The 19,440-nt window shown below is 62.4% G+C and carries 11 protein-coding genes; all 11 read left to right on the forward strand.

Annotated features, from left to right (window positions below; translation table 11 throughout):
- Window positions 1-5,178 (forward strand): class I SAM-dependent DNA methyltransferase, encoded by a 5,178-nt coding sequence (locus tag PO78_RS17040; protein ID WP_052484441.1) that lies wholly within the window; start codon window positions 1-3, stop codon window positions 5,176-5,178.
- Window positions 5,175-6,131 carry a DUF3883 domain-containing protein gene (locus PO78_RS22500; protein WP_082047845.1) on the forward strand — a complete coding sequence of 319 codons (957 nt, stop codon included), beginning with the start codon at window positions 5,175-5,177 and terminating at the stop codon, window positions 6,129-6,131. Before PO78_RS17040 ends, PO78_RS22500 begins: the two co-directional genes overlap by 4 nt.
- Window positions 6,132-6,138: 7 nt before the next feature.
- On the forward strand, window positions 6,139-6,885 hold the full coding sequence (locus PO78_RS17050; RefSeq protein ID WP_043745623.1) for a hypothetical protein: 747 nt from the start codon (window positions 6,139-6,141) through the stop codon (window positions 6,883-6,885).
- On the forward strand, window positions 6,882-9,050 hold the full coding sequence (locus tag PO78_RS22505; protein ID WP_156147834.1) for a KAP family P-loop NTPase fold protein: 2,169 nt from the start codon (window positions 6,882-6,884) through the stop codon (window positions 9,048-9,050). The genes PO78_RS17050 and PO78_RS22505 overlap by 4 nt, the downstream gene beginning before the upstream one ends.
- 179 nt (window positions 9,051-9,229) lie before the next feature.
- On the forward strand, window positions 9,230-9,472 hold the full coding sequence (locus PO78_RS17055; RefSeq protein ID WP_043745384.1) for an AbrB/MazE/SpoVT family DNA-binding domain-containing protein: 243 nt from the start codon (window positions 9,230-9,232) through the stop codon (window positions 9,470-9,472).
- Window positions 9,472-9,867: a PIN domain-containing protein gene (locus tag PO78_RS17060; RefSeq protein WP_043745387.1), complete on the forward strand. Its 396-nt coding sequence runs from the start codon at window positions 9,472-9,474 to the stop codon at window positions 9,865-9,867. Before PO78_RS17055 ends, PO78_RS17060 begins: the two co-directional genes overlap by 1 nt.
- A gap of 133 nt (window positions 9,868-10,000) precedes the next feature.
- Entirely contained in the window at window positions 10,001-10,315 is a 315-nt protein-coding gene (locus PO78_RS17065; RefSeq protein ID WP_043745390.1) for a type II toxin-antitoxin system RelE/ParE family toxin, read from the forward strand.
- 6 nt (window positions 10,316-10,321) lie between these two features.
- Window positions 10,322-10,606, forward strand: coding sequence for a helix-turn-helix domain-containing protein (locus PO78_RS17070; protein ID WP_043745394.1), 285 nt, complete (start codon window positions 10,322-10,324; stop codon window positions 10,604-10,606).
- On the forward strand, window positions 10,600-10,812 hold the full coding sequence (locus PO78_RS22510; RefSeq protein ID WP_082047849.1) for a type II toxin -antitoxin system TacA 1-like antitoxin: 213 nt from the start codon (window positions 10,600-10,602) through the stop codon (window positions 10,810-10,812). The genes PO78_RS17070 and PO78_RS22510 overlap by 7 nt, the downstream gene beginning before the upstream one ends.
- Window positions 10,813-10,882: 70 nt before the next feature.
- Complete coding sequence (locus PO78_RS17080; RefSeq protein ID WP_043745397.1) at window positions 10,883-17,308, forward strand: DEAD/DEAH box helicase; 6,426 nt, start codon at window positions 10,883-10,885, stop codon at window positions 17,306-17,308.
- A complete protein-coding gene (locus PO78_RS17085; RefSeq protein ID WP_043745400.1) occupies window positions 17,305-19,416 on the forward strand; it encodes a UvrD-helicase domain-containing protein in 2,112 nt (703 codons plus the stop codon). Before PO78_RS17080 ends, PO78_RS17085 begins: the two co-directional genes overlap by 4 nt.
- Window positions 19,417-19,440: the final 24 nt, after the last annotated feature.

Below are 19,440 nucleotides of genomic sequence, written 5' to 3' on the forward strand. Positions count from 1 at the left end.
ATGCCCTCAGTTTCCACCACTCTGGACGCCGTTCAAACCTTCGCCGGCATCACCAACGAAAACGAGTTCTACAGCCACTACTATCTGGCCGAGGTCTTCAAGGGCGACATCAAGGCCCGGCTCGATGCCTGGGAAGCCGCTGAATCCAGCCAGGCCGACGAAGCCGGCGATGACCGCCACCGTGCCCCCCACAAGCGCCTGCAAGCCTGGGCGCAAAAGTGGTTTGCGCTACGCAGCCAGGTTCAACGCGCGGGTGAGGCCGTTGAGCGCTGGCGACTCTTCACCCAGCTCCAGGCCGGCCTGCTGCAGGCCCTCGGCCACGCCGCCCCGGGCAAGTTTCCCACCGCGCATGAACTTGCCGCCGGCCAGCCGCTCCCGCTCTGGCACCTGCAACTGCCGCAGCTCGCCATCATCCCCGCCTACCAGCCCGGCGCGGAAAACGAAGACCTGCTCGACCACAGCCTGATGAGCCTGCACTACGGCGGCGAGCCGGTGCCGCAAGCCCTGCGCGACGAGACCTGGGCCGACCTGCTCTCCGACGTGGTCTTCGGTGCCGACACCCCGCCGCGTTACGTACTGCTCTGCGGCCTGGACGAATGGCTGCTGCTCGACCGCTACAAGTGGCCCAACAACCGCGCGCTGCGCTTCAACTGGGCCGACATCCTCGACCGCAAGGACGCCGACACCCTCAAGGCCTGCGCCGCGCTGCTGCACAAGGACTGCCTCGCCCCCGGCGAGGGCAACAGCTTGCTCGAGAGCCTGGACGAAAACGCCCACAAGCACGCCTTCGGCGTCAGCGAAGACCTCAAGTACGCCCTGCGCGAAGCCATCGAGCTGCTCGGCAACGAGGCCGCCCGCCAACTGCGCGAGCAGGCCGCCGACGCCAAGAAGGGCTTTTTCAGCGGCAAGGACCAGCTCGATGCCGGCGACCTCAGCCTGGAATGCCTGCGCCTGGTCTATCGCCTGCTCTTCATGTTCTACATCGAGGCCCGCCCGGAACTGGGCTACGTGCCCATCGGCAAGAGCGACATCTACCTCAAGGGCTACAGCCTGGAGAGCCTGCGCGACCTCGAGATGCAGCCGCTCACCACGCCGCACGCCCGCGAAGGCTTCTACTTCGACGCCTCCCTGCGTCGTCTCTTCAAACTGGTGGCGGAAGGCACCGGCCTGGGCACGCCCACCCAGCATCAGCTCGGCGGGGCAGGGGGCAGCACCGTCGCCGGCGCCCGCGAAACCTTTGCCCTCGCGCCGCTCGACAGCCGCCTGTTCGATGACAGCACCCTGCCGCTCCTGGGCAAGGTGCGCTTCCCCAACCACATCTGGCAGACCGTCATCCGCCTGATGTCGCTCACCCGTGGCCAGGGCCGGGGGCGGCGCAGCGGCCGGGTCAGCTACCAGCTGCTGTCCATCAACCAGCTCGGCGCGGTGTATGAGGCGCTGCTGAGCTACCGCGGCTTCTTCGCGTCCGACGACCTCTACGAGGTGAAGCCCGCGCCCAAGAAAGGCAAGGCCGCTACAGCCGAAGACGAGGACACCGCAAGCGACGACGAAGGCAACGACGAGGACAACGACAGCGAGTCCGCCGACGACAACACCGGCCGCGGCCGTCGCAAGGGCAGCGGTGCCGCCTCGGACGCCGACAAGCTCGACACCGCCTGGTTCGTGCCCGCCAGCCGCCTGAACGAGTACACCGAAGACGAGCGGGTTTACGACGTCACGGACGCCGGCCACCGCAAGCTGCGCATGTACCCCAAGGGCAGCTTCATCTACCGCCTCGCCGGCCGCGACCGCCAGAAAAGCGCCAGCTACTACACCCCGCAGGTGCTCACCCAGTGCCTGGTCAAGTACGCCCTCAAGGAACTGCTCGCCCCGGAAAACGGCCGCGTCAAATGCGCCGACGACATCCTCACCCTCACCGTCTGCGAACCCGCCATGGGCAGCGCAGCGTTCTTGAACGAGGCGGTCAACCAGCTTTCCGAGGCCTATCTGGAGCGCAAACAGCAGGAGCTCGGCCGCCGCATTCCGCACGACCGCTACCCGCAGGAACTGCAGAAGGTGCGCATGTACCTCGCCGACCGCAACGTCTTCGGTGTGGACTTGAATCCGGTGGCGGTGGAGCTGGCCGAGGTCTCCCTGTGGCTCAACGCCATCTACGGCGAGCTCGACGAGCAGGGCAACCCGGTCACTGACGCCCAGGGCCGGCCGCTGCCCGCCCGCGTGCCCTGGTTCGGCTACCAGCTCTTTGCCGGCAACAGCCTCATCGGCGCTCGCCATCAGGTGTACAACGCCACCGCGCTCAAGAAGGGCGCCAAGCCCGCCTGGCACGAAGATCCCCCGCGCCGACTCACCCGGCAGGCCCCGCGCAAGCCGGACGAAATCTGGCACTTTCTGCTGCCCGACCCGGGCATGGCTAACTACACCGACAAGGCCGCCAAGGAGCTTTACAAGAACGACTTCGAGCGCCTCACGAAATGGCGCAAGGACTTCACCCGGCCCCTGGAGCACCACGAGGTCGCTCGGCTGCAGCAGTTGAGCGAACGCGTGCAGGCACTTTGGCAGGAGCACACCCAGGCCCTGGCCCGCGACCGCGAGCGCACCGAAGATACCCTCGACCTCTGGCCGCATGACGCTGGCACCAAGGCCGATACGTCGGGCGAGGCCATCAGCCGCGCCCAGAAGGAAGCCATCCGCCGCACCGGGCTCTTCAACGAAGACAGCGACTACGCCACCCCCTTCCGCCGCCTCAAGCTGGTAATGGATTACTGGTGTGCCCTGTGGTTCTGGCCCATCGTCGAGAGCGCCAAGCTGCCCAGCCGCGAGGAATGGTGGCTGGAAGTAGGTGCCATCCTGGAAGGCAACGTAGTAGAACTCGCCCCCCAGCGCGGGCTGGATTTCACCGAGCCCGCGGTGCCCCAGCAGCTCCTGCCCGACATCCAGGGCGACATGTTCGGCGTGGTGCAGCCCACGCTAGAAGCCCGGCCGACCGGCGCCAACCTGCACGACCGCTTCGGCGAATTGCGCATCAGCAAGCTGCGCCAGCACTTCCCGCGCATTGAGCAGGTGGAGGCGGTGGCTGCCGCCCAGCGCTTCCTGCACTGGGAGCTGTGTTTTGCAGACATGCTGTTGCAACGGGGGGGCTTCGACCTGATTCTCGGGAACCCACCTTGGCTGAAGGTGGAATGGAACGAGGCTGGCATTCTGGGGGAGAAAAACCCGGTGTTCGCAATCCGGAAAGTCAGCGCAAGTGACCTAGCCAAGCTTCGCCTGAAGGCTTTCGAGGACTTCCCCGGCTTGCAGACGGCGTGGACCGGGGAACTGCAGGAGGCAGAAGGGACACAGAATTTCTTAAATGCAGCTCAGAATTTTTCGTCCTTGAAGGCAGTTGCATCAAACCTCTTTAAACCGTTTTTTCCGCTTTCATTCATGCTTGCTGCTGATGCAGGAGCAATTGGATTTTTAACTCCAGAATCACTTTTTGATGACCCTAAAAGTGGGGTTATTAGGAAAGAGATATATAGACGCTTGCGGAAGCACTTTCAATTTGAAAATCAGAAAAAATTATTCCCAATAGGAAATACTCGCCGCTTTGGGATTAGTGTTCTTGCTGCTCCGAGAGAATCCGTGCACTTTCAATATATTGGTAATTTGTATCATCCAATCACTATTGATTCTTCGTTTTCGGAAAATTGCTCTATTGAGTGTGGCGGGATAAAGAACAAATCAGGGGAGTGGAATGTTGCTGGGCATCCGGACCGCGTATTGGAAATAACAGAGAAGCTGTTGTCTGCTTACACGGAACTCTTTGACCCTGGTAGCAATGGGCTCGAGGCAAGGCTTCAGGTTGTTTATGCGAAGCAGTTGTCAAATGTTTTGGTGAAGATGGCTTCGTGTGAGCGTCGTTTAAGGTTGATTGCAGGTAAGTACTCTGAGGTTTTCTTGTTTGATGAGAATAAGTCTGTGGCAACTAATGTTATTCGAAAAAGAAGTCATTCTGAAGTAGGGTTTCCTGACGTTGCAGAGAATTTAGTCTTGTCTGGCCCTCAGCTTGGGCTGGCTAATCCGCTTTTCCAGAATCCCCTTCAGGTTTTTGTGTCACACAGGTCGTTCAAGAATATTGACCTTGAGGCGATTGATGACGATTATCTTCCACGCTCCAACTTCATTGTTTTGGATTCAGTGGCTCCAGTTGCTCTCTCGCCTTTGGTTGTCCAGAATTCTGAGTCTCGTAAGCGTAATGCTATTGAATCGTTCAGACATGTTCATCGCCGGTCAATTGACCCTTCCATGGAAAGGACAATTCTAGGGGGTGTAATTCCCCCTGGCGTCTCCCACATCGACAGTGTTTTTTCCTTGTCTTTTGAAGACTACAGGCATTTGGTGTTGTTTTCTGCTGAACTGAGTTCCCTGCCTATTGACTACATGATTCGAGCGACAGGGAAAAGTGACCTTAGAATGGACTTGCTGGAGCATGTGCCGTTTTTTGATGAAATTGATGAAATTCTTATACGAGGACTAGTTCTTAACTGCCTCACCGCCCACTACGCCCCCCTGTGGGAAGAGGTCTTCGACCCCGACTTCGCCGACCAGCGCTGGAGCCAGCCCGACAACCCGCGCCTGCCGCAGGACTTCTGGCCCAGCCTTACCCGCGACTGGACCCGCGACTGCGCCCTGCGCAGCGACTACGCCCGCCGCATGGCGCTGGTGGAAATCGACGTGCTGGTCGCCCAGGCCCTCGGCCTGACGCTGGAAGAGCTGCTGCTCATCTACCGCGTGCAGTTCCCGGTGATGCAGGGCTACGAGCGCGACACCTGGTACGACATCAAGGGCCGCATCGTCTTCACCAACAGCAAGGGCCTGGTCGGCGTCGGCCTGCCGCGCAAGGGCAGCCGCAGCACGCCCAAGACCTGCATCACCACCCACGATGGCAAGGTGCGCGAAGGCAACTTCGGCTGGGAAGACCTGTGGACCTACCCCGCCGAAGGCGCCGACGAGGCCACGGTGAAGCAGGGCGGCACCCCCAAAGTGCCCGACGGCACCGTCATCACCCAGTGGGTCACCGACGACACCCTCCCCGGCGGCCCCCGCACCGTCGAACGCACGTACACCGCCCCCTTCGTCCGCGCCAATCGGGAAGAGGATTACCGCATCGCCTGGGCGTTTTTTGGGGACAACGCATGAAAGCGATGAGCAGAAGAGGACGCATGCTCGCTGAGCTTGGCGAGACGGCGGCCCCAGGTGTCCTTCAGCTAATCCGGCTGCTGGAGGAACGCTATGGCGCCAGCGAATACCTGGACTCTGGTCATAACCCGGCCCGTAGGGCTCCAGTTCTCGTCATCCGGCTTCCACTCTACGAGGATGCAGAAGTCGGGGTTCCATTGAACAAACGTGACATTTCGCTCTACGTGCGTGACCGTACCTGTGTCGGCAAGCGGTTACGAGAAGTCGTTTCGGCTGACAAGGTTGCGAAGGTCTATCCACGCGATGGCAAGCCGACGTCGAGTGTTTATCAGTCGCCCTACCTTAGGCCCTCAGCCTCGAACGAGATACTCATGCTCAAGCTGGAGCCGGACGACCTTGAGCCGGTGCTGGCTGCCTTTTTCGGTGATAGCGGCAAAGCGCTTGCCGCACCAGCCTCTGGTGTTTCGGTCGGCGCGGGCGCGTCCATTGAGCCGCCGAGGGGCAATCGCCCCCCGCTCACGGAGGAGGAATTTGAAGCCCTCCTCGAGCGCCAGAGCGAAATTGGTCGCGCCGGCGAGGGACTGGTCATCCTCGATGAACAAGCGCGGCTCAGGCGCTGCGGCTGCCCGAAGCCTGAAGACTACGTGCTGCGTATCGCTGAATCCGATGTTGGCCGCGGCTACGACGTTGCATCTACCTGGCCGGGCGAGGAGCGCTGCATCGAGGTCAAGACCACGACACGTGCCGGGAGTGATTTCTTCCTAACTGCGAATGAGCGCGCTGTCCTGGGGGAACTTGGCGAGCGTGCCTGGATTTACCGGGTGGAAGCCGACGGTAATCACGACGGCAAGATCGTGGCGAGGCTGAATAACCCGATGCGCAAGATTGCCGAGGGGCACATGACCCCGGTGGTTTGGCGGGTGCCCAACTGCGTGTTTGATGGCGAAGGCTGATGCGACCATGAGCGACAACTTCTTCGACCCTCTCTGGACCGAGAAGGTGACTGTGCCGGTGAAGCGGGTGGGGGACACCTGGGAATTCTTCTACGGTGGTGACGTGCCGGTGAAGGAGGGCACCTTGGGAGAGCTCAGCTTCAGCGTGACATCCATAGCCGACGAAGCTTTCCGCCAGCGAGTCACTTCACAGGTCAGCTTCAAGATTCTTGAGGAGGACACTACTTTGATGGTGGCGTTAAGCGACCGCTTCTCCTCGAAGCCATATGCTGAATTCGATGCGAAGCATTTCCCCCAAGGCATACCAGTCGGAACGTCCCGCTGGGCTCGGGTACGCCTCGGTCCGCCGAAGGAAAAGAAGGGCGAGAAGCCAGCGCCCTCCGCGGGAGTTCAGCAGTCTCTGATTCCAGAAAAGGGAGGCCTGTGGCTGAAGCTCAAAGGGCTGGAGAAGTGTGAACTCGTCAGCAGCACAGTCCTGATGCCGGATGGCTTTCCAGAGCCCACCGCAACCAGCCTGAATCACGCCTTCACCATGCTGTCGCGTGAGTACGAGAAACACCGAATCTCCAATACAGGCAACGTCTATACCCGCGTGTTCTACCAGGACAGGGACGACTGCTGGTATCCGCTGGATGACCTGCGCCGAGGTGTGCAGGCAAAGGTCGAGCGGACGTTGTTGAACGAACTCTGGGCCGAGGTTGAAAAGGTGCTCGGGTGGAGGCCGCTACGTTCACCCAGCGGCAAGCGCCGATGAAGGGATTGGGCGAAAGTATGAATCCTCAAGCTGACTTTCCTCAGATGCTGCTGGACAAGCCCTTGGCGGGACATGAGGTGCTTGCAGACGACAAGTTGGGCCGAGCCCCGTTCGCGCGTACCGTCACGAAGGTGCTGGAACGGGTGTCGAGTGTGAGTGGGCTTGTTGTATCGATTGAGGGTGCGTGGGGGAGCGGAAAAACCACTACCCTATCGATAGTCGAGGCATTGTTAAAGCGAGAGCCTGAGGAGATCCGCCCAGTTATCGTTCACTTCAACCCCTGGCTTGTGGGTGACAGAGATGCTTTGCTGAGGCAGTTTCTTTCCAAGTTGGCATCGGAGGTCAGACTTGGAGACCCGTCGAAGGATGGAAAGCGGGTCGCGAAGGAGTTGAAAACTTATGCCAAGGCTTTTGATGTCCTGAAGCTGATACCAGGGGCAGAACCTTGGGCTTCCATAGTGAAGTCGGTCGTTGATTCAATGGGAGACGCCGTTGGCAGTGTTGCCGACTACAAGACGCCGGATATTGAGGTTCGCAAGCAAGCAGTAGCCGAAAGGCTGAGTAAATTCAGTCGTCGAATCATTGTATTTGTTGATGACATCGACCGGCTATTTCCGCTCGAAGTTTTCGAAATGGTCCGCATCATCAAGGCGGTGGGTGATCTGCCCAACGTCGGGTACGTTGTCGCTTGGGACCCCAAGTATGTGCGTGAGGCACTCAGCAGTGCAAATGTTCCTGTGGCGGGTACTTATCTTGACAAGATAGTCCAGGTTCGCATGCCCTTGCCGGCTCTGTCCTCCTCAGCAAGAACACGACTCATCAATGATGCTATCGAGTCGCTGCCGCAGGAGGCCCTCAAGGAGCACTTCCAAAATAACGCGGACCGGCTCTCTTTAGTTTATTACCGTGGGCTTCGGGATTTGCTCGAGCAGCCACGTGATGTGCTTCGGGCCTTTGCCGCTGTTCGAACGGTCGAGCCCTCCTTGCGGGGTGAAGTCGCTCTAAGCGACATCATTGGACTTTGCGCGCTCATGGTCACTGCAAGCGAAGTCTTTGAACTATTGAAGAATCAGCCCGAAATATTCGTTGGAAACAAGATCGGCGTTCGTCTTCAGCTCAAAAAGCGTGCAAGTCTTGTTGCGGCTGGGAATGATGCGCGCAACCAAGCTATTGCCGCCTGCCGTAATCCGTCAGCAGTCCGAGAGTTAGTCCAGTTCTTGTTTCCGCTAGTCGCAGAGGCTGAGGGCGAGACACCATGGCCAACCAGATTCCGGGATGGTCATCTATCCAATCCGGATCGACTGGCAGTGGCGCTCCAGCATTCAACATCGGAAGCTGATGTAAGTCTCGTTCAGGTAAGACGTTTTCTCCTTGAGCCTGAATGGAGAGCAGAAATCGGACAGTCGCTGAGCGCAGAGTGCTTCTTGGATTTCATGGAGCAGTTGGGGGACTTTGCCGGCCTTATCCAGCAAACCAGCATCCATGACCTTGAGACGTTGTGTCTTGCGACTGCACGGTTGGCCGATGGGCGGGCGGGTGTCGAGCACACAAGAAATCGAACAGGATTGCTCACAATCAGCGTTGATAAGCTCGCGTTGGATGTTATCGAGAAATTGGTGCGGGCTGCTGACCGAACTGCCGGGACGAGGGTTGCCTCCACGCTTGCAATCGACGGGTCTTGCTTGTCAGTCGCGGCTTACCTGCTGTTGCGGAGTTATGAAGTCAATTATGAAGAGGATCCTGATTTGTTTGTAATGGCATCTGAGGATGAAAAAGATAGCTTGATATCAGCATTTGCAGGGAATGTGTTGCGCGCAACAGAGAGTGGAGCGTTGTTGGATTGCGCGCGCCCTAGCGGAGTCCTGTGGGCGCTTGCGTGTCTTTCACCCGATTCATGTCAGAGAGTCTTTAATTTGGCGAAGGCACGGGATACTAGTCTCGATGGCTTTGCTCTCGCTCTGCTTAATGGGAGTTATGACTCGCACAAAGGGCAGGCGTATGAAGTTCCTGAGCATCTTCAGCACTACGTGTCGCTGCGTGTCTTGAAGGAGCATGCTCAAGAACGACTTGAAGACCCTACGCTGGATTTCCCCGCAAGGGCTGCTTGGTTATCGGTTGCAACCGAAACCGCACGCTACGCAGTTGATGGGACTGAGCAAGACTGAATGTGTCCATATGCGTGGGGCGGTCGACGCTTGCAGGTGGGGCGCTGGCGCCAGCTGAGCGCATGCGTTGGTCTCTATTATCGCTGCCACCAGATCGCACTCCGGGGCTACGTTCTACCAACATTTCGGATGGTAAGATAAACGCCTAGCGAAATGTATATCCAATCAAGGAGGCCATCATGCAAGTCGCCAAATGGGGAAATTCGCTCGCCGTCCGGCTTCCTGCTGCAGTGGTTCAGGCGCTGGAGCTGAAGGAGGGCGAGGAGATCGAGCTGCACGTCGTGGGCGAGCGCACGCTGGAGGTCGCCCGCAAGGCGCAGCCCGTGGAGCTGCTCGCCCGCCTGCGCCGGCTGAGGGGCAGGCTGCCGGCAGATTTCCGCTTCGACCGGCTCGAGGCGAATGAAGAGGACCGGAACCCCTGATGCGTCCGGTCTTCTTCGACACCAACGTCGTTCTCTATCTGTTGTCGGCCGACGAGCACAAGGCCGATGCGGCCGAAGCGTTCCTCGCGCAGGGTGGCTGGGTCAGCGTTCAGGTGCTCAATGAGGCGGCATCGGTCTGCCGGCGCAAGCTGCAGCTGCCCTGGCCCGAGGTGCACGAACTGCTCGCGGCGGTCAAGGCGTGCTGCGAGGTGGTGCCCTTGTCGCTTGCCGCGCACGAACGCGCCCTGCATCTGGCCGAGCGCTACCAGCTGTCGCTCTACGACGCGCTCATCTGCGCGTCGGCGCAAGAGGTCGAGGCGGAAGTGCTGTTCACCGAAGACCTGCAAGATGGGCTGGCCCTGGGCCAGATGCGGGTACGTAATCCCTTTGTTTGAGCGTTCAGGGCGCTGGCTTTCTGTTCCCCGAGGACGTGACGGAACACATCGGAAGCCGTTGTGACCCCAACGTCGGCACAGGCAACGTTCACCCGGATTCCCGTTTTATCAAACTACTTATATAATTGAACGTATGAAAACGCTGCGTTTCGTTGGTTCTAGCCTGGACGATCTGAAGAACTTCCCGGCGGAGGCTCGCCGGGAAGCGGGCTTCGAACTGGATGCGGTGCAGCGAGGCCTGATGCCTTCCGACTTCAAGCCGATGCTGGCGGTCGGGGCGGGCGCGTACGAGATCAGGGTGAGAGTGCTGGGCGAGTGGCGGATCATCTACGTCGCCAAGTTCGAGCGTGCGGTATATGTGCTGCACGCGTTCCAGAAGAAGACGCAGAAGACGCGCAAGGAAGACATCGAGCTGGCGGCCCGCCGTTATAGGCTTGTGGAGGAGTGAAGCGTGATGAAGACCGAAGCAATCGTTGAGTCCTCGGGCAATGTGTTTGCGGACTTGGGCTTTTCGCCGGAAGAGGCCACGCTGCTGGCAATGCGCGCCGAGTTGATGGCGCACCTGCGCGAAACCATCGCCCGCAATGGCTGGACACAGGCCCAGGCAGCGCAGCATCTGGGCGTGGGCCAGTCCAGGGTATCGGACCTGGTGCGCGGCAAGTACGACAAGTTCAGCCTCGACATGCTGGTGACGCTTGCGACTCGCGCTGGAGGGCGTGTGGAGCTGGCGGTGTGCTGACCCGTATCGAAGCAACTGCAGCTTGCGATTCGGTGTTCGGGCTGAAGAACGCCGTCGAGCAGGCGCAGACGCTGGTTCTGCAACACGAGGCCATCACGTTGTCGCAGCAGGATTTCGCTGCCTTGCTGGGGGCGTTGGGCACGCCCGCTCAGCCGGTGCCGGTCTTGCAGCGGGCGTTTGCTCGGCATGTCGTCCAGGTGCGCTGAGTGACGTTCCTCATGCGCGCGCTGGATCTTGCCACGCGCGCACTTCGCCCAGGGATTCTGACCTTCTGACATGCTTCCATCCCTCCTCGCCAAGGACATCCAGACCGGCCTCAAACAGTTCCTCGTCGCCGCCTTCGAGCCTGCCGACCCCTTCATGCATGGGCTGATGAGCCGCTTCGTCGAGGATGAAGCCGCCTGGCTCAAGGGGCCTTACGTCCAGGTGGGGCTGCCCTTTGTGCCGGGCGCGGCCGGGCGGGACTTCTTCGTGGGCTTCCGGACCGAGTTCCCGGCCTTCAGCCACCAGGAGCAGGCGTGGCGGCGCCTCTCCAGCCAGCATGCGGCGGCCCACACCCTGGTGGCCACAGGCACCGGCAGCGGCAAGACCGAGTGTTTTTTGTACCCCGTGCTGGACCACTGCGCCCGCGCCCGGCAAGCCGGCGAGGGCGGCATCAAGGCGCTGGTCATCTATCCGATGAATGCGCTGGCCACCGACCAGGCGCGGCGTATCGCGGAGCTGGTGGCAAGCGTGCCGGCGTTCGCGGGGCTGCGGGTTGGCCTGTACGTGGGCGGAAATACGGGAAACAGCGCCAGCAACAGCGGTGAGGGCATGGTGATGACCCCACACGCGGTCATCACCGACCGGGCCACGCTGCGCAAGCACCCGCCCGACATCCTGCTGACCAACTACAAGATGCTCGACTACCTGATGCTGCGGCCGATGGACCGCTCGCTGTGGGCGTCGAACACGCCGACCACGCTGCGCTATGTGGTAGTCGATGAGCTGCACACCTTCGACGGTGCGCAGGGCACGGATTTGGCCCTGTTGCTGCGCCGGCTGCGGGCGCGTTTGAAGATCGAACCGAAGCACCTGGTTTGCGCCGGCACTTCGGCAACGCTGGGTGGCGGCTCGGATACCGCGCCGCTGCGCGAGTACGCGCGGCAGGTGTTTGGCGTGCCCTTCGAGCCCGACTCGGTGGTGGTGGAAAACCGCCAATCGGTGGGAGTCTTCCTGGAAGACGCGATGGTGGACTTCATGTTCAGCTTCCATCGCGAATGGGCCGACGCGCTGGACCCCGCGCGCTATCGATCACCCCAGGCGGCGGTGGCCGCGTGGTTTGGCCTCTTCTTCCCGGACGAGCCGCCGCCGGCGGAGGTGAGCGACCCCGCATGGCGCAAGGCGCTTGGGGCTTTGCTCAAGCGCCACCAGTTGTTCGTGAACCTGCTCAAGCTCCTCAAGGGCGGGGTGGCGAGCTACGACGTGCTGACCGAAGCCTTTGCCCGCAACATGCCCAACGCCAGCAAGGGCGAGATCCGGCAGGTGCTCGACGCGCTGCTGGTGCTGATGGCCTGGGCCTTGCGAGAGGGCGAGCAGCCGCTGGTGACGCTGCGCGTGCAGATGTGGGTACGGGAGCTGCGCCGCATGGTCGGCAAGCTCGCGGCCGACCCGGAAGAGGTCAAGCTGCGCAGTGAGCGGGATCTGCCAGGCGAACGCGATGGGGTGTATCTGCCCATGGTGCAGTGCCGGCAGTGCCGCACCACCGGATGGATTTCGCGTCTGGTGCAGGGCAGCAGCAAGCTGTCGACCAACCTCGAGGAAATCTACAACACCTGGTTCTCGCGACGCCCGGAGGCAACTCGCTTCTACGCGGCGCGCAGCATTGGCCGGCCCCTGGCCGAGGGCATCGAGGAGCAGGTGTGCGTGAGCTGCGGCAATGTGCAGCAGGGCAAGGAGGCGTGTCTCGCTTGCGGACATCAGACCCTGATGCCGATCTACCGGGTGACGGCGCAGCAGACCCGTGTGGTGGGGCAGGCGCAATACACCCATCACGACCAGACCTGCCCGGCCTGCGGCGAACGCGGCGAGCTTCAGCTGCTCGGTGCGCGAAACGCGACGCTGGGCTCGCAGGTGGTGGAGAACAGCTGGGCCAGCCCCTTCAACGACGACAAGAAGCTGATTGCCTTCTCGGATTCGGTGCAGGACGCGGCGCACCGCGCGGGCTTCTTCGGCGCCCGAACCTACATGAACAACGTCCGCACCGCTTGGGCGCATGTGATGGATGAAGTGGGGCTCAAGGCGATGCCCTGGTCGGCTTTCATCGAGCGGGCGCATGCCCAGTTCAATGCGCCGGGCTCGGTGCTGCACATGGAGCCGGCGCGGCTGGTGTCCGAGTTCCTCGGCCCGAACATGGCCTGGCAGCACGACTGGTCGGTCGAGCTGCTGCAGAAGAACCACCTGCCGGCGGAGAGTCGTTTGCCGGCCAAGGTGAAGAAGCGCCTGATGTGGCAGCTTTTCAGCGACCTGACCTACCTGAGCCAGCGCGGACGGACCCTCGAGCGGATCGGCAAGGCGGTGCTGGCGGTGCCTTGGGCGAGACTCGAACCTCTGGCCGAGCGGTTGCAGGAAGTGTTCCGCGAGCAGTACGGCGCGCAAGGCATCGAGCAGGCCACCATTGCCCAGTGGCTGTGGGGGATGCTCACCCGCATGCGTCAGCGCGGCGGTGTGCTGGACCCGGAGCTGAGCGTGTATGCGGCCGACGGCAACGTCTTTGCCCTGACCACGACGGCGGGACGGCGGGAGTGGCTGCCAGGGATGGGCGCGAACACGCCGCGGCCCATCTTCGTGACGCTTGGCAAGCATGGGGATTTCGATAAGCTCGTCGGTTCCGGGCGGCAGACCTGGTACGAGCGCTGGGCGAGCGTGGTGCTTGGGCCGCAGATGCTGCTGGCCAAGGGCATGGCGGCTGACCTTTACGATGAGGCCATCCGCCTGCTGGTGGCCGAGCGCGTGCTGATCAAGTCCAGCCACCACCTGGGCGACACCTTGGCCCTGAACCCGGACGCGCTGACGCTCTTCGGTGAGGTGGCCTTCGTCGCGACCGAAGGAAACAAGCGTCGCCTGGCGGTACCGCGCGAGGATGCCGAGCACTTGGTCGGCATGCCCTGCCTGGATGCCCTCGATGCACGCTACGAGGCGCTGATTCCGGATGCAGCGGATTGGTGGGCGCAACGCTTTAGCCACGGTGACTTGCGGCGGGTGATCCCGGCCGAGCACACGGGCTTGCTGGAGCGCTCGGAACGAGAGGCGCTGGAGAACCGCTTCAAGGACAAGCAGCCTCGCTCCTGGTACGAAAACCTGCTCTCCGCCACGCCGACGCTGGAGATGGGCGTGGACATCGGCAGCCTTTCGTCGGTGTTGCTGTGCTCGGTGCCGCCGAATCAGGCGAGCTTTCTGCAGCGGGTGGGCCGGGCAGGGCGTCGCGACGGCAACGCGATGACCACCACCCTGGCTGATGGCAACAGCCCGCACGACCTCTACTTCTTTGCCGAGACCGAGGAGATGATTGCTGGCGAAGTGTCGCCGCCGGGCGTCTTCCTGCAAGCCGCCGAGGTGCTGCGCCGGCAGTTGTTCGCCTACTGCATGGACGACTGGGTGGCAGGACTGGGCAGCCAGAACGCCTTGCCGGACAAGACCTCGCAGGCGCTGGACGTGATGGAGGCGAGCAAGCTCGACCGCTTCCCCTACCTGTTCATCGACCATGTGCTGGCCCACGAGGAGCGACTCTTCAACGGCTTCATGCAGTTGCTCGACGGCGATGTGGATGAAGTGGTCCGGGCGCGGCTGCTGGATTTCATGCAGGGCCAGGGCGAGACGGATGGCTTGCGCAGCCGCTTGATGAAGGCGCTGACCGAGCTGCAGGAGGAACGGCGCAGCTACAAGAAGCGCAAGGACGAGCTCGACAAGGCGGTCAAGCAGCTCAAGCAGAAGCCACAGGACGAGGCGACCAAGGCGGAAATCGACGAGCTGCTGCGAGAGCGCGACAAGTTCCTCGAGCTCATCAAGGAAATCAACGCGCGCGACCTGCTCGGCACGCTGACCGACTACGGGCTGATTCCGAACTACGCCTTTCCGGAAGCCGGGGTGCAGCTGAAGTCCGTACTGTGGCGCCGCCGTGGTGTCGACGAGCCTGGCCAGGGCAGTTACGTCACGCTCAATACGCTGAAGTACGAGCGCCCGGCGCAGTCGGCGCTGTCCGAGTTCGCTCCGGAAAACCGCTTCTACGCGAACCAGCGGCGTGTGGAAGTCGACCAGATCAACATGAACCTCGCCAAGACCGAGGACTGGCGTTTCTGCCCGAGCTGCCAACACATGCAGAACCTGAGTGTGGAGCCGGACATTCATCCTGTTTGCCCAAGCTGTGGCGAGGCGATGTGGGGCGACGCGGCGCAGCGCCGCACGCTGCTGCGATTCCGCCAGGCGATTGCCAACAGCAACGACTCGGAAGTGCGCATCGACGACAGCGCCGAGGACCGCGAACCGAAGTATTACGTGCGCCAGCTGATGGCGGATTTCCTGCCCGGCAGCATACGTGAGGCCTGGCAGATTTCCTCCGACGCCTTGCCATTCGGTTTCGAGTTCATCTCGCGGGTGACCTTCCGCGATGTGAACTTCGGTGAGCTCGCCAAGCCGGGCGAGGCCTTCAAGGTGGCCGACAAGGAGGCGTCGCGGCCAGGATTCCGACTGTGCCGGCACTGCGGCAAGGTGCAGAAACCACCGAGACGAAACGGAGAGACGGCCGAGCAGACGCACAGCTTCGATTGCCCGAAGCAGGGCAGCAATGACCCGGCCAACCTGCTGGAGTGCCTGTACCTCTATCGCGAGTTCGAATCCGAGGCGCTGCGCATCCTCGTGCCCTACACCAAGAACGGAGTCGATGAACGCGTCGTGCAGTCCTTCATGGCGGCGCTGCAGCTGGGGCTGAAGCGTCGCTTCGGCGGCAAGGTCGACCACCTGCGCATGGTGCAGCAGGATGTGCCGGGCAAGAACGGCGGGCCGCGGAAGTACTACGTGATGCTGTACGACTCGGTGCCGGGCGGCACGGGCTACCTGCACCAGTTGTTGGCCCACGATGCGGGGACGCTTGCGGACGTGCTGCGGATGGCACTCGATGCGGTGACGAACTGCGCATGCAACGCCGACCCGGAAAAGGACGGCTGCTACCGCTGCCTGTACCAGTACCGGTTGGGCCGCAGCATGGAGCAGGTGTCGCGCGATAACGCAAAGGCGGTGCTGTCCGACCTGGTCGGCGCGCTCGGGCAGTTGCAGCGGGTCGATACGATTTCGGACATCTTCATCAATCCGAACTTCGACTCGGTGCTGGAAGCGCGCTTCATCGAGAGCCTGAAGCGCCTGGGCGGCGTCGGTGGCCTGCCGATGGTCAAGCTCGTGCAGGACGTGGTCAACGGCAAGGCGGGCTGGGTGCTGGAGGTGGGCAGCCAGCGCTATCGCATCGAGCCCCAGTGCAAGTTGGGGCCGATGCTGAATCTGAGCACGTGGAGCCAGCCTGACTTCGTCATCTGGCCGTGGTCGGCAACCTCGAAGCGCAAACTGATAGCGGTGTTCTGCGACGGCTGGACCGACCATCAGCACAGCATGCGCGAGGACGCCCAGAAGCGCAGTGCCATCGTGGCCAGCGGGCAGTGCTGGGTGTGGTCGGTCACGCATCAGGATGTGAATGCAGCCCTGGGGGGCAGCCTCGACCACGACCTGGAGTCGCCGCTGGTCGCGCTCTCGCGTCACGATGGCAGCAAGGCGCCGCCGCATATCCCGCGTGCCCAGGAAAAGGCCTTCACCCAGCATGCTGTGGCGCGCTTGCTTGCGTGGTTGGCGACGCCGGGCGACGGGGGCACGGATGCCAGTGCAGTGGCGCAACTGCAGCGTAATGCGCTCTGGCTGGGCTTCCTGATGATTCCTTCTACCCAGGCTGACAAGGCTGCTTGCGATGGGCAGCTCGCGCAGTGGCTGCCGCGCTTGCCCGAGGCTGTGAAGACGCCCGGCAGTGGCTATGCACCCAGTGTCGGGCTGAACAGGGGGCCGAGCACGTTTGTGGGCTGGTGGCCCTTGGCGTGGGGGAGTCCGAAACCGCCGGCATCCGATTGGCGTGCGCCCGGTATCGTGGTGCTGGATGAAGCGGCAGCGGAGAGCGCCGAGCAACTCCACACGGCTTGGCGCCGCTGGCTGCAGCTCTTCAATGCGATGCAGTTCCTTCCCGGCACGCTGATGGTCACCGGAAGCGGACTGGATGGCCACGACTACGAGGTGCTGCAGAGCAGCGGGGATGCGGCGGGGGCGCCTTCTGCCGGTGCGTCGGGCCAGGCGGCCTTGCTCGCGGTGTGGGAGACGACCCTTGCGCAAACCCTGGATGTCCTGCGTGCGGGCCTGCGCCGCCTTGCAGAGGCGGGTGCGGCGGTGCCTGAGGTGGGGCTGGAGCTGGCCGATGAGAAGGGCAGGGTGCTCGCCGACGCCGAGCTTGCCTGGCCGACTGAAAAACTGGTTGTGCTGCGTGACGACCAGGCCGACCTGAGCGGGGCCTGGGCGGCAGCGCAGTGGAAAGTGGTGGAACTGGACGAGGGCCTGGTCACTTCGGGCGGCGCCCCCTGGCATAGCGTGGTGGCGGCCGCGCTGGGCCTGACTCTGGATAACGAGGAACAACAATGAGCTTCAAGCCGAAGGTCGCACTCGCGCAGGATTTCCTGCTGCAACTGGCTCGGTTGCCGGTGTCGGTGCACTCCAAAGTGATGAAATGGGCCATCCAGTTCCAGGCGGACCCGACGAGTTCCGGCATCAACTACGAGAACATCAATGGTGCCAAGGACTCCAACCTGAAGTCGGTCCGGCTCGACAAGGACTGGCGCGGCATCGTGTTCAAGCCCTCGAAGGGCGATGTCTATGTGTTGCTCTATGTGGACCACCACGACGATGCCTACCGCTGGGCCGAGAACCGCAAACTGACCATCAACCCGGTGACCGGGGCGATGCAGATGGTGACGCTGGAGCACGTGGTCGAGCAGGAGGCCGAGGCGGGAGCGCCGGAGCAGCCCGTCCCCTATTACGCCGCCCCGCCGCAGTCTGTGGAGCCGGTTGCGGCACCGCTCTATGGCGAGCTCTCGGACACCGAGCTGATGAGTCTCGGGGTGCCGGAAGAGCTGCTTTCGGCCGTACGCAAGATCGGTTCTGAGGAGGCGCTGGACGCCTTGCAGTCACGCCTGCCAGCCGAGGCTTACGAGGGCCTTTTCCTGGTGGCGGCGGGTGACAGCGTGAATCAGGTGTTGCAGGCGCGCGAGACCCGAGTGGACCAGGCCATCGACACTAGCGACTTTGCCGCGGCGTTGGCGACGGCCGAGTCTCAGTCGCGCTTCGTGGTGGTCGATGACGATGAGGCCATGCTGGCCATCATGAACGCGCCGCTCGCCCAGTGGCGCGTCTTCCTGCACCCGACGCAGAACAAGCTCGCGCGGGGTGACCGCAGTGGTCCGGTCCGGGTGCTGGGCGGTGCCGGCACGGGCAAGACGGTGCTCGCGATGCACCGCGCGAAATGGCTGGCGGAGAACCGCGCTCTGGGCGGCAAGAAGGTGCTCTTCACCACCTTCACACGCAACCTCGCGCTCGATATCGAAGAGAACCTGAAGACGCTGTGCAGTGCGGACACGATGTCCAGGATCGAGGTGAAGAACCTCGATGCCTGGGTGGGCGGCTTCATGCGTGCGCGCAAGCTGGAGCACCGCATCGTCTATGACCGCAAGCAGGATGGGGCGCTGCAGGCCTGGCAGTCAGCCCTGGCGACCAAGGACGCCACGCTCGACGTTCCCGACAGCTTCTACTCGGATGAGCTCGAGCAAGTCGTGCTCGCGCAGGGTCTGACCACGCTTGACCAGTACCGCACCGCCCGCCGGATTGGACGCGGCGTGATTCTGAGCCGCGCCAAGCGTGATGCGGTGTGGCCCGTGTTCGAGGAGTACCGGGGACAACTCGCATCGCGGAAGCTCAAGGAGGTCGATGACGCCTATCGGGAAATTGGCGAGATGATTGCCACCGAACAGGGCTCTGAGCTCGGGTATGCGGCCATCGTCATCGACGAGACCCAGGACTTCGGGCCGCAGGCCTTGAAGCTGTTGCGGGCGATGATCGCGCACGGACCAAACGACCTCTTCTTCGTCGGCGACGGACACCAGCGCATCTACAGCCGCAACCGCGCGGCGATGAGCCGCTGTGGCATCGACATCCGCGGCCGCTCGCGCAAGCTCTACCTCAACTACCGAACCACCGACGAAATCCGCCGCCAGGCCGTGGCCCTGCTCGAAGGTTGCGAAATCGACGACCTCGATGACGGCCACGACGAGAGCAAGCGCTACAAGTCGCTATCGCATGGGCCGGCGCCGGAGGTGAGGAAGACCTCCGGTCTGGAAGAGGCCTCACAAGCCGCCATCGGCTTCATCCAGCAGTGGCGCAGTGCGCAGGCCGAGAACGAGAGCCTGTCCTTCTGCGTGGTGAGCTACAGCGAGAAGAGCCGTGATGCGCTGGGACAGCAGCTCCAGGCCGCCGGTATCGCGTCTGTCCCCATCACGGCGCAGAGCAACCACGCCGATGCGCGCAACGTCGTACATCTGGCCACGATGCACCGGGCCAAGGGTCTGGAGTTCGACTGCGTCATCGTGGTGGCGCCGGAGAACTACCTGGGGCCGGCGGAGGAGACCGCGGGGCAGCGCCGGTTGCTGTATGTGGCGCTGACGCGGGCAAAGCGCGGGGCGCTGCTGCTGCAGGTTTGAGAAAACGTGCAGGGGGGCATTCTC

Origin of the sequence: Thauera sp. SWB20, assembly GCF_000831325.1 — a bacterium.
GTDB lineage: Bacteria > Pseudomonadota > Gammaproteobacteria > Burkholderiales > Rhodocyclaceae > Thauera > Thauera aminoaromatica.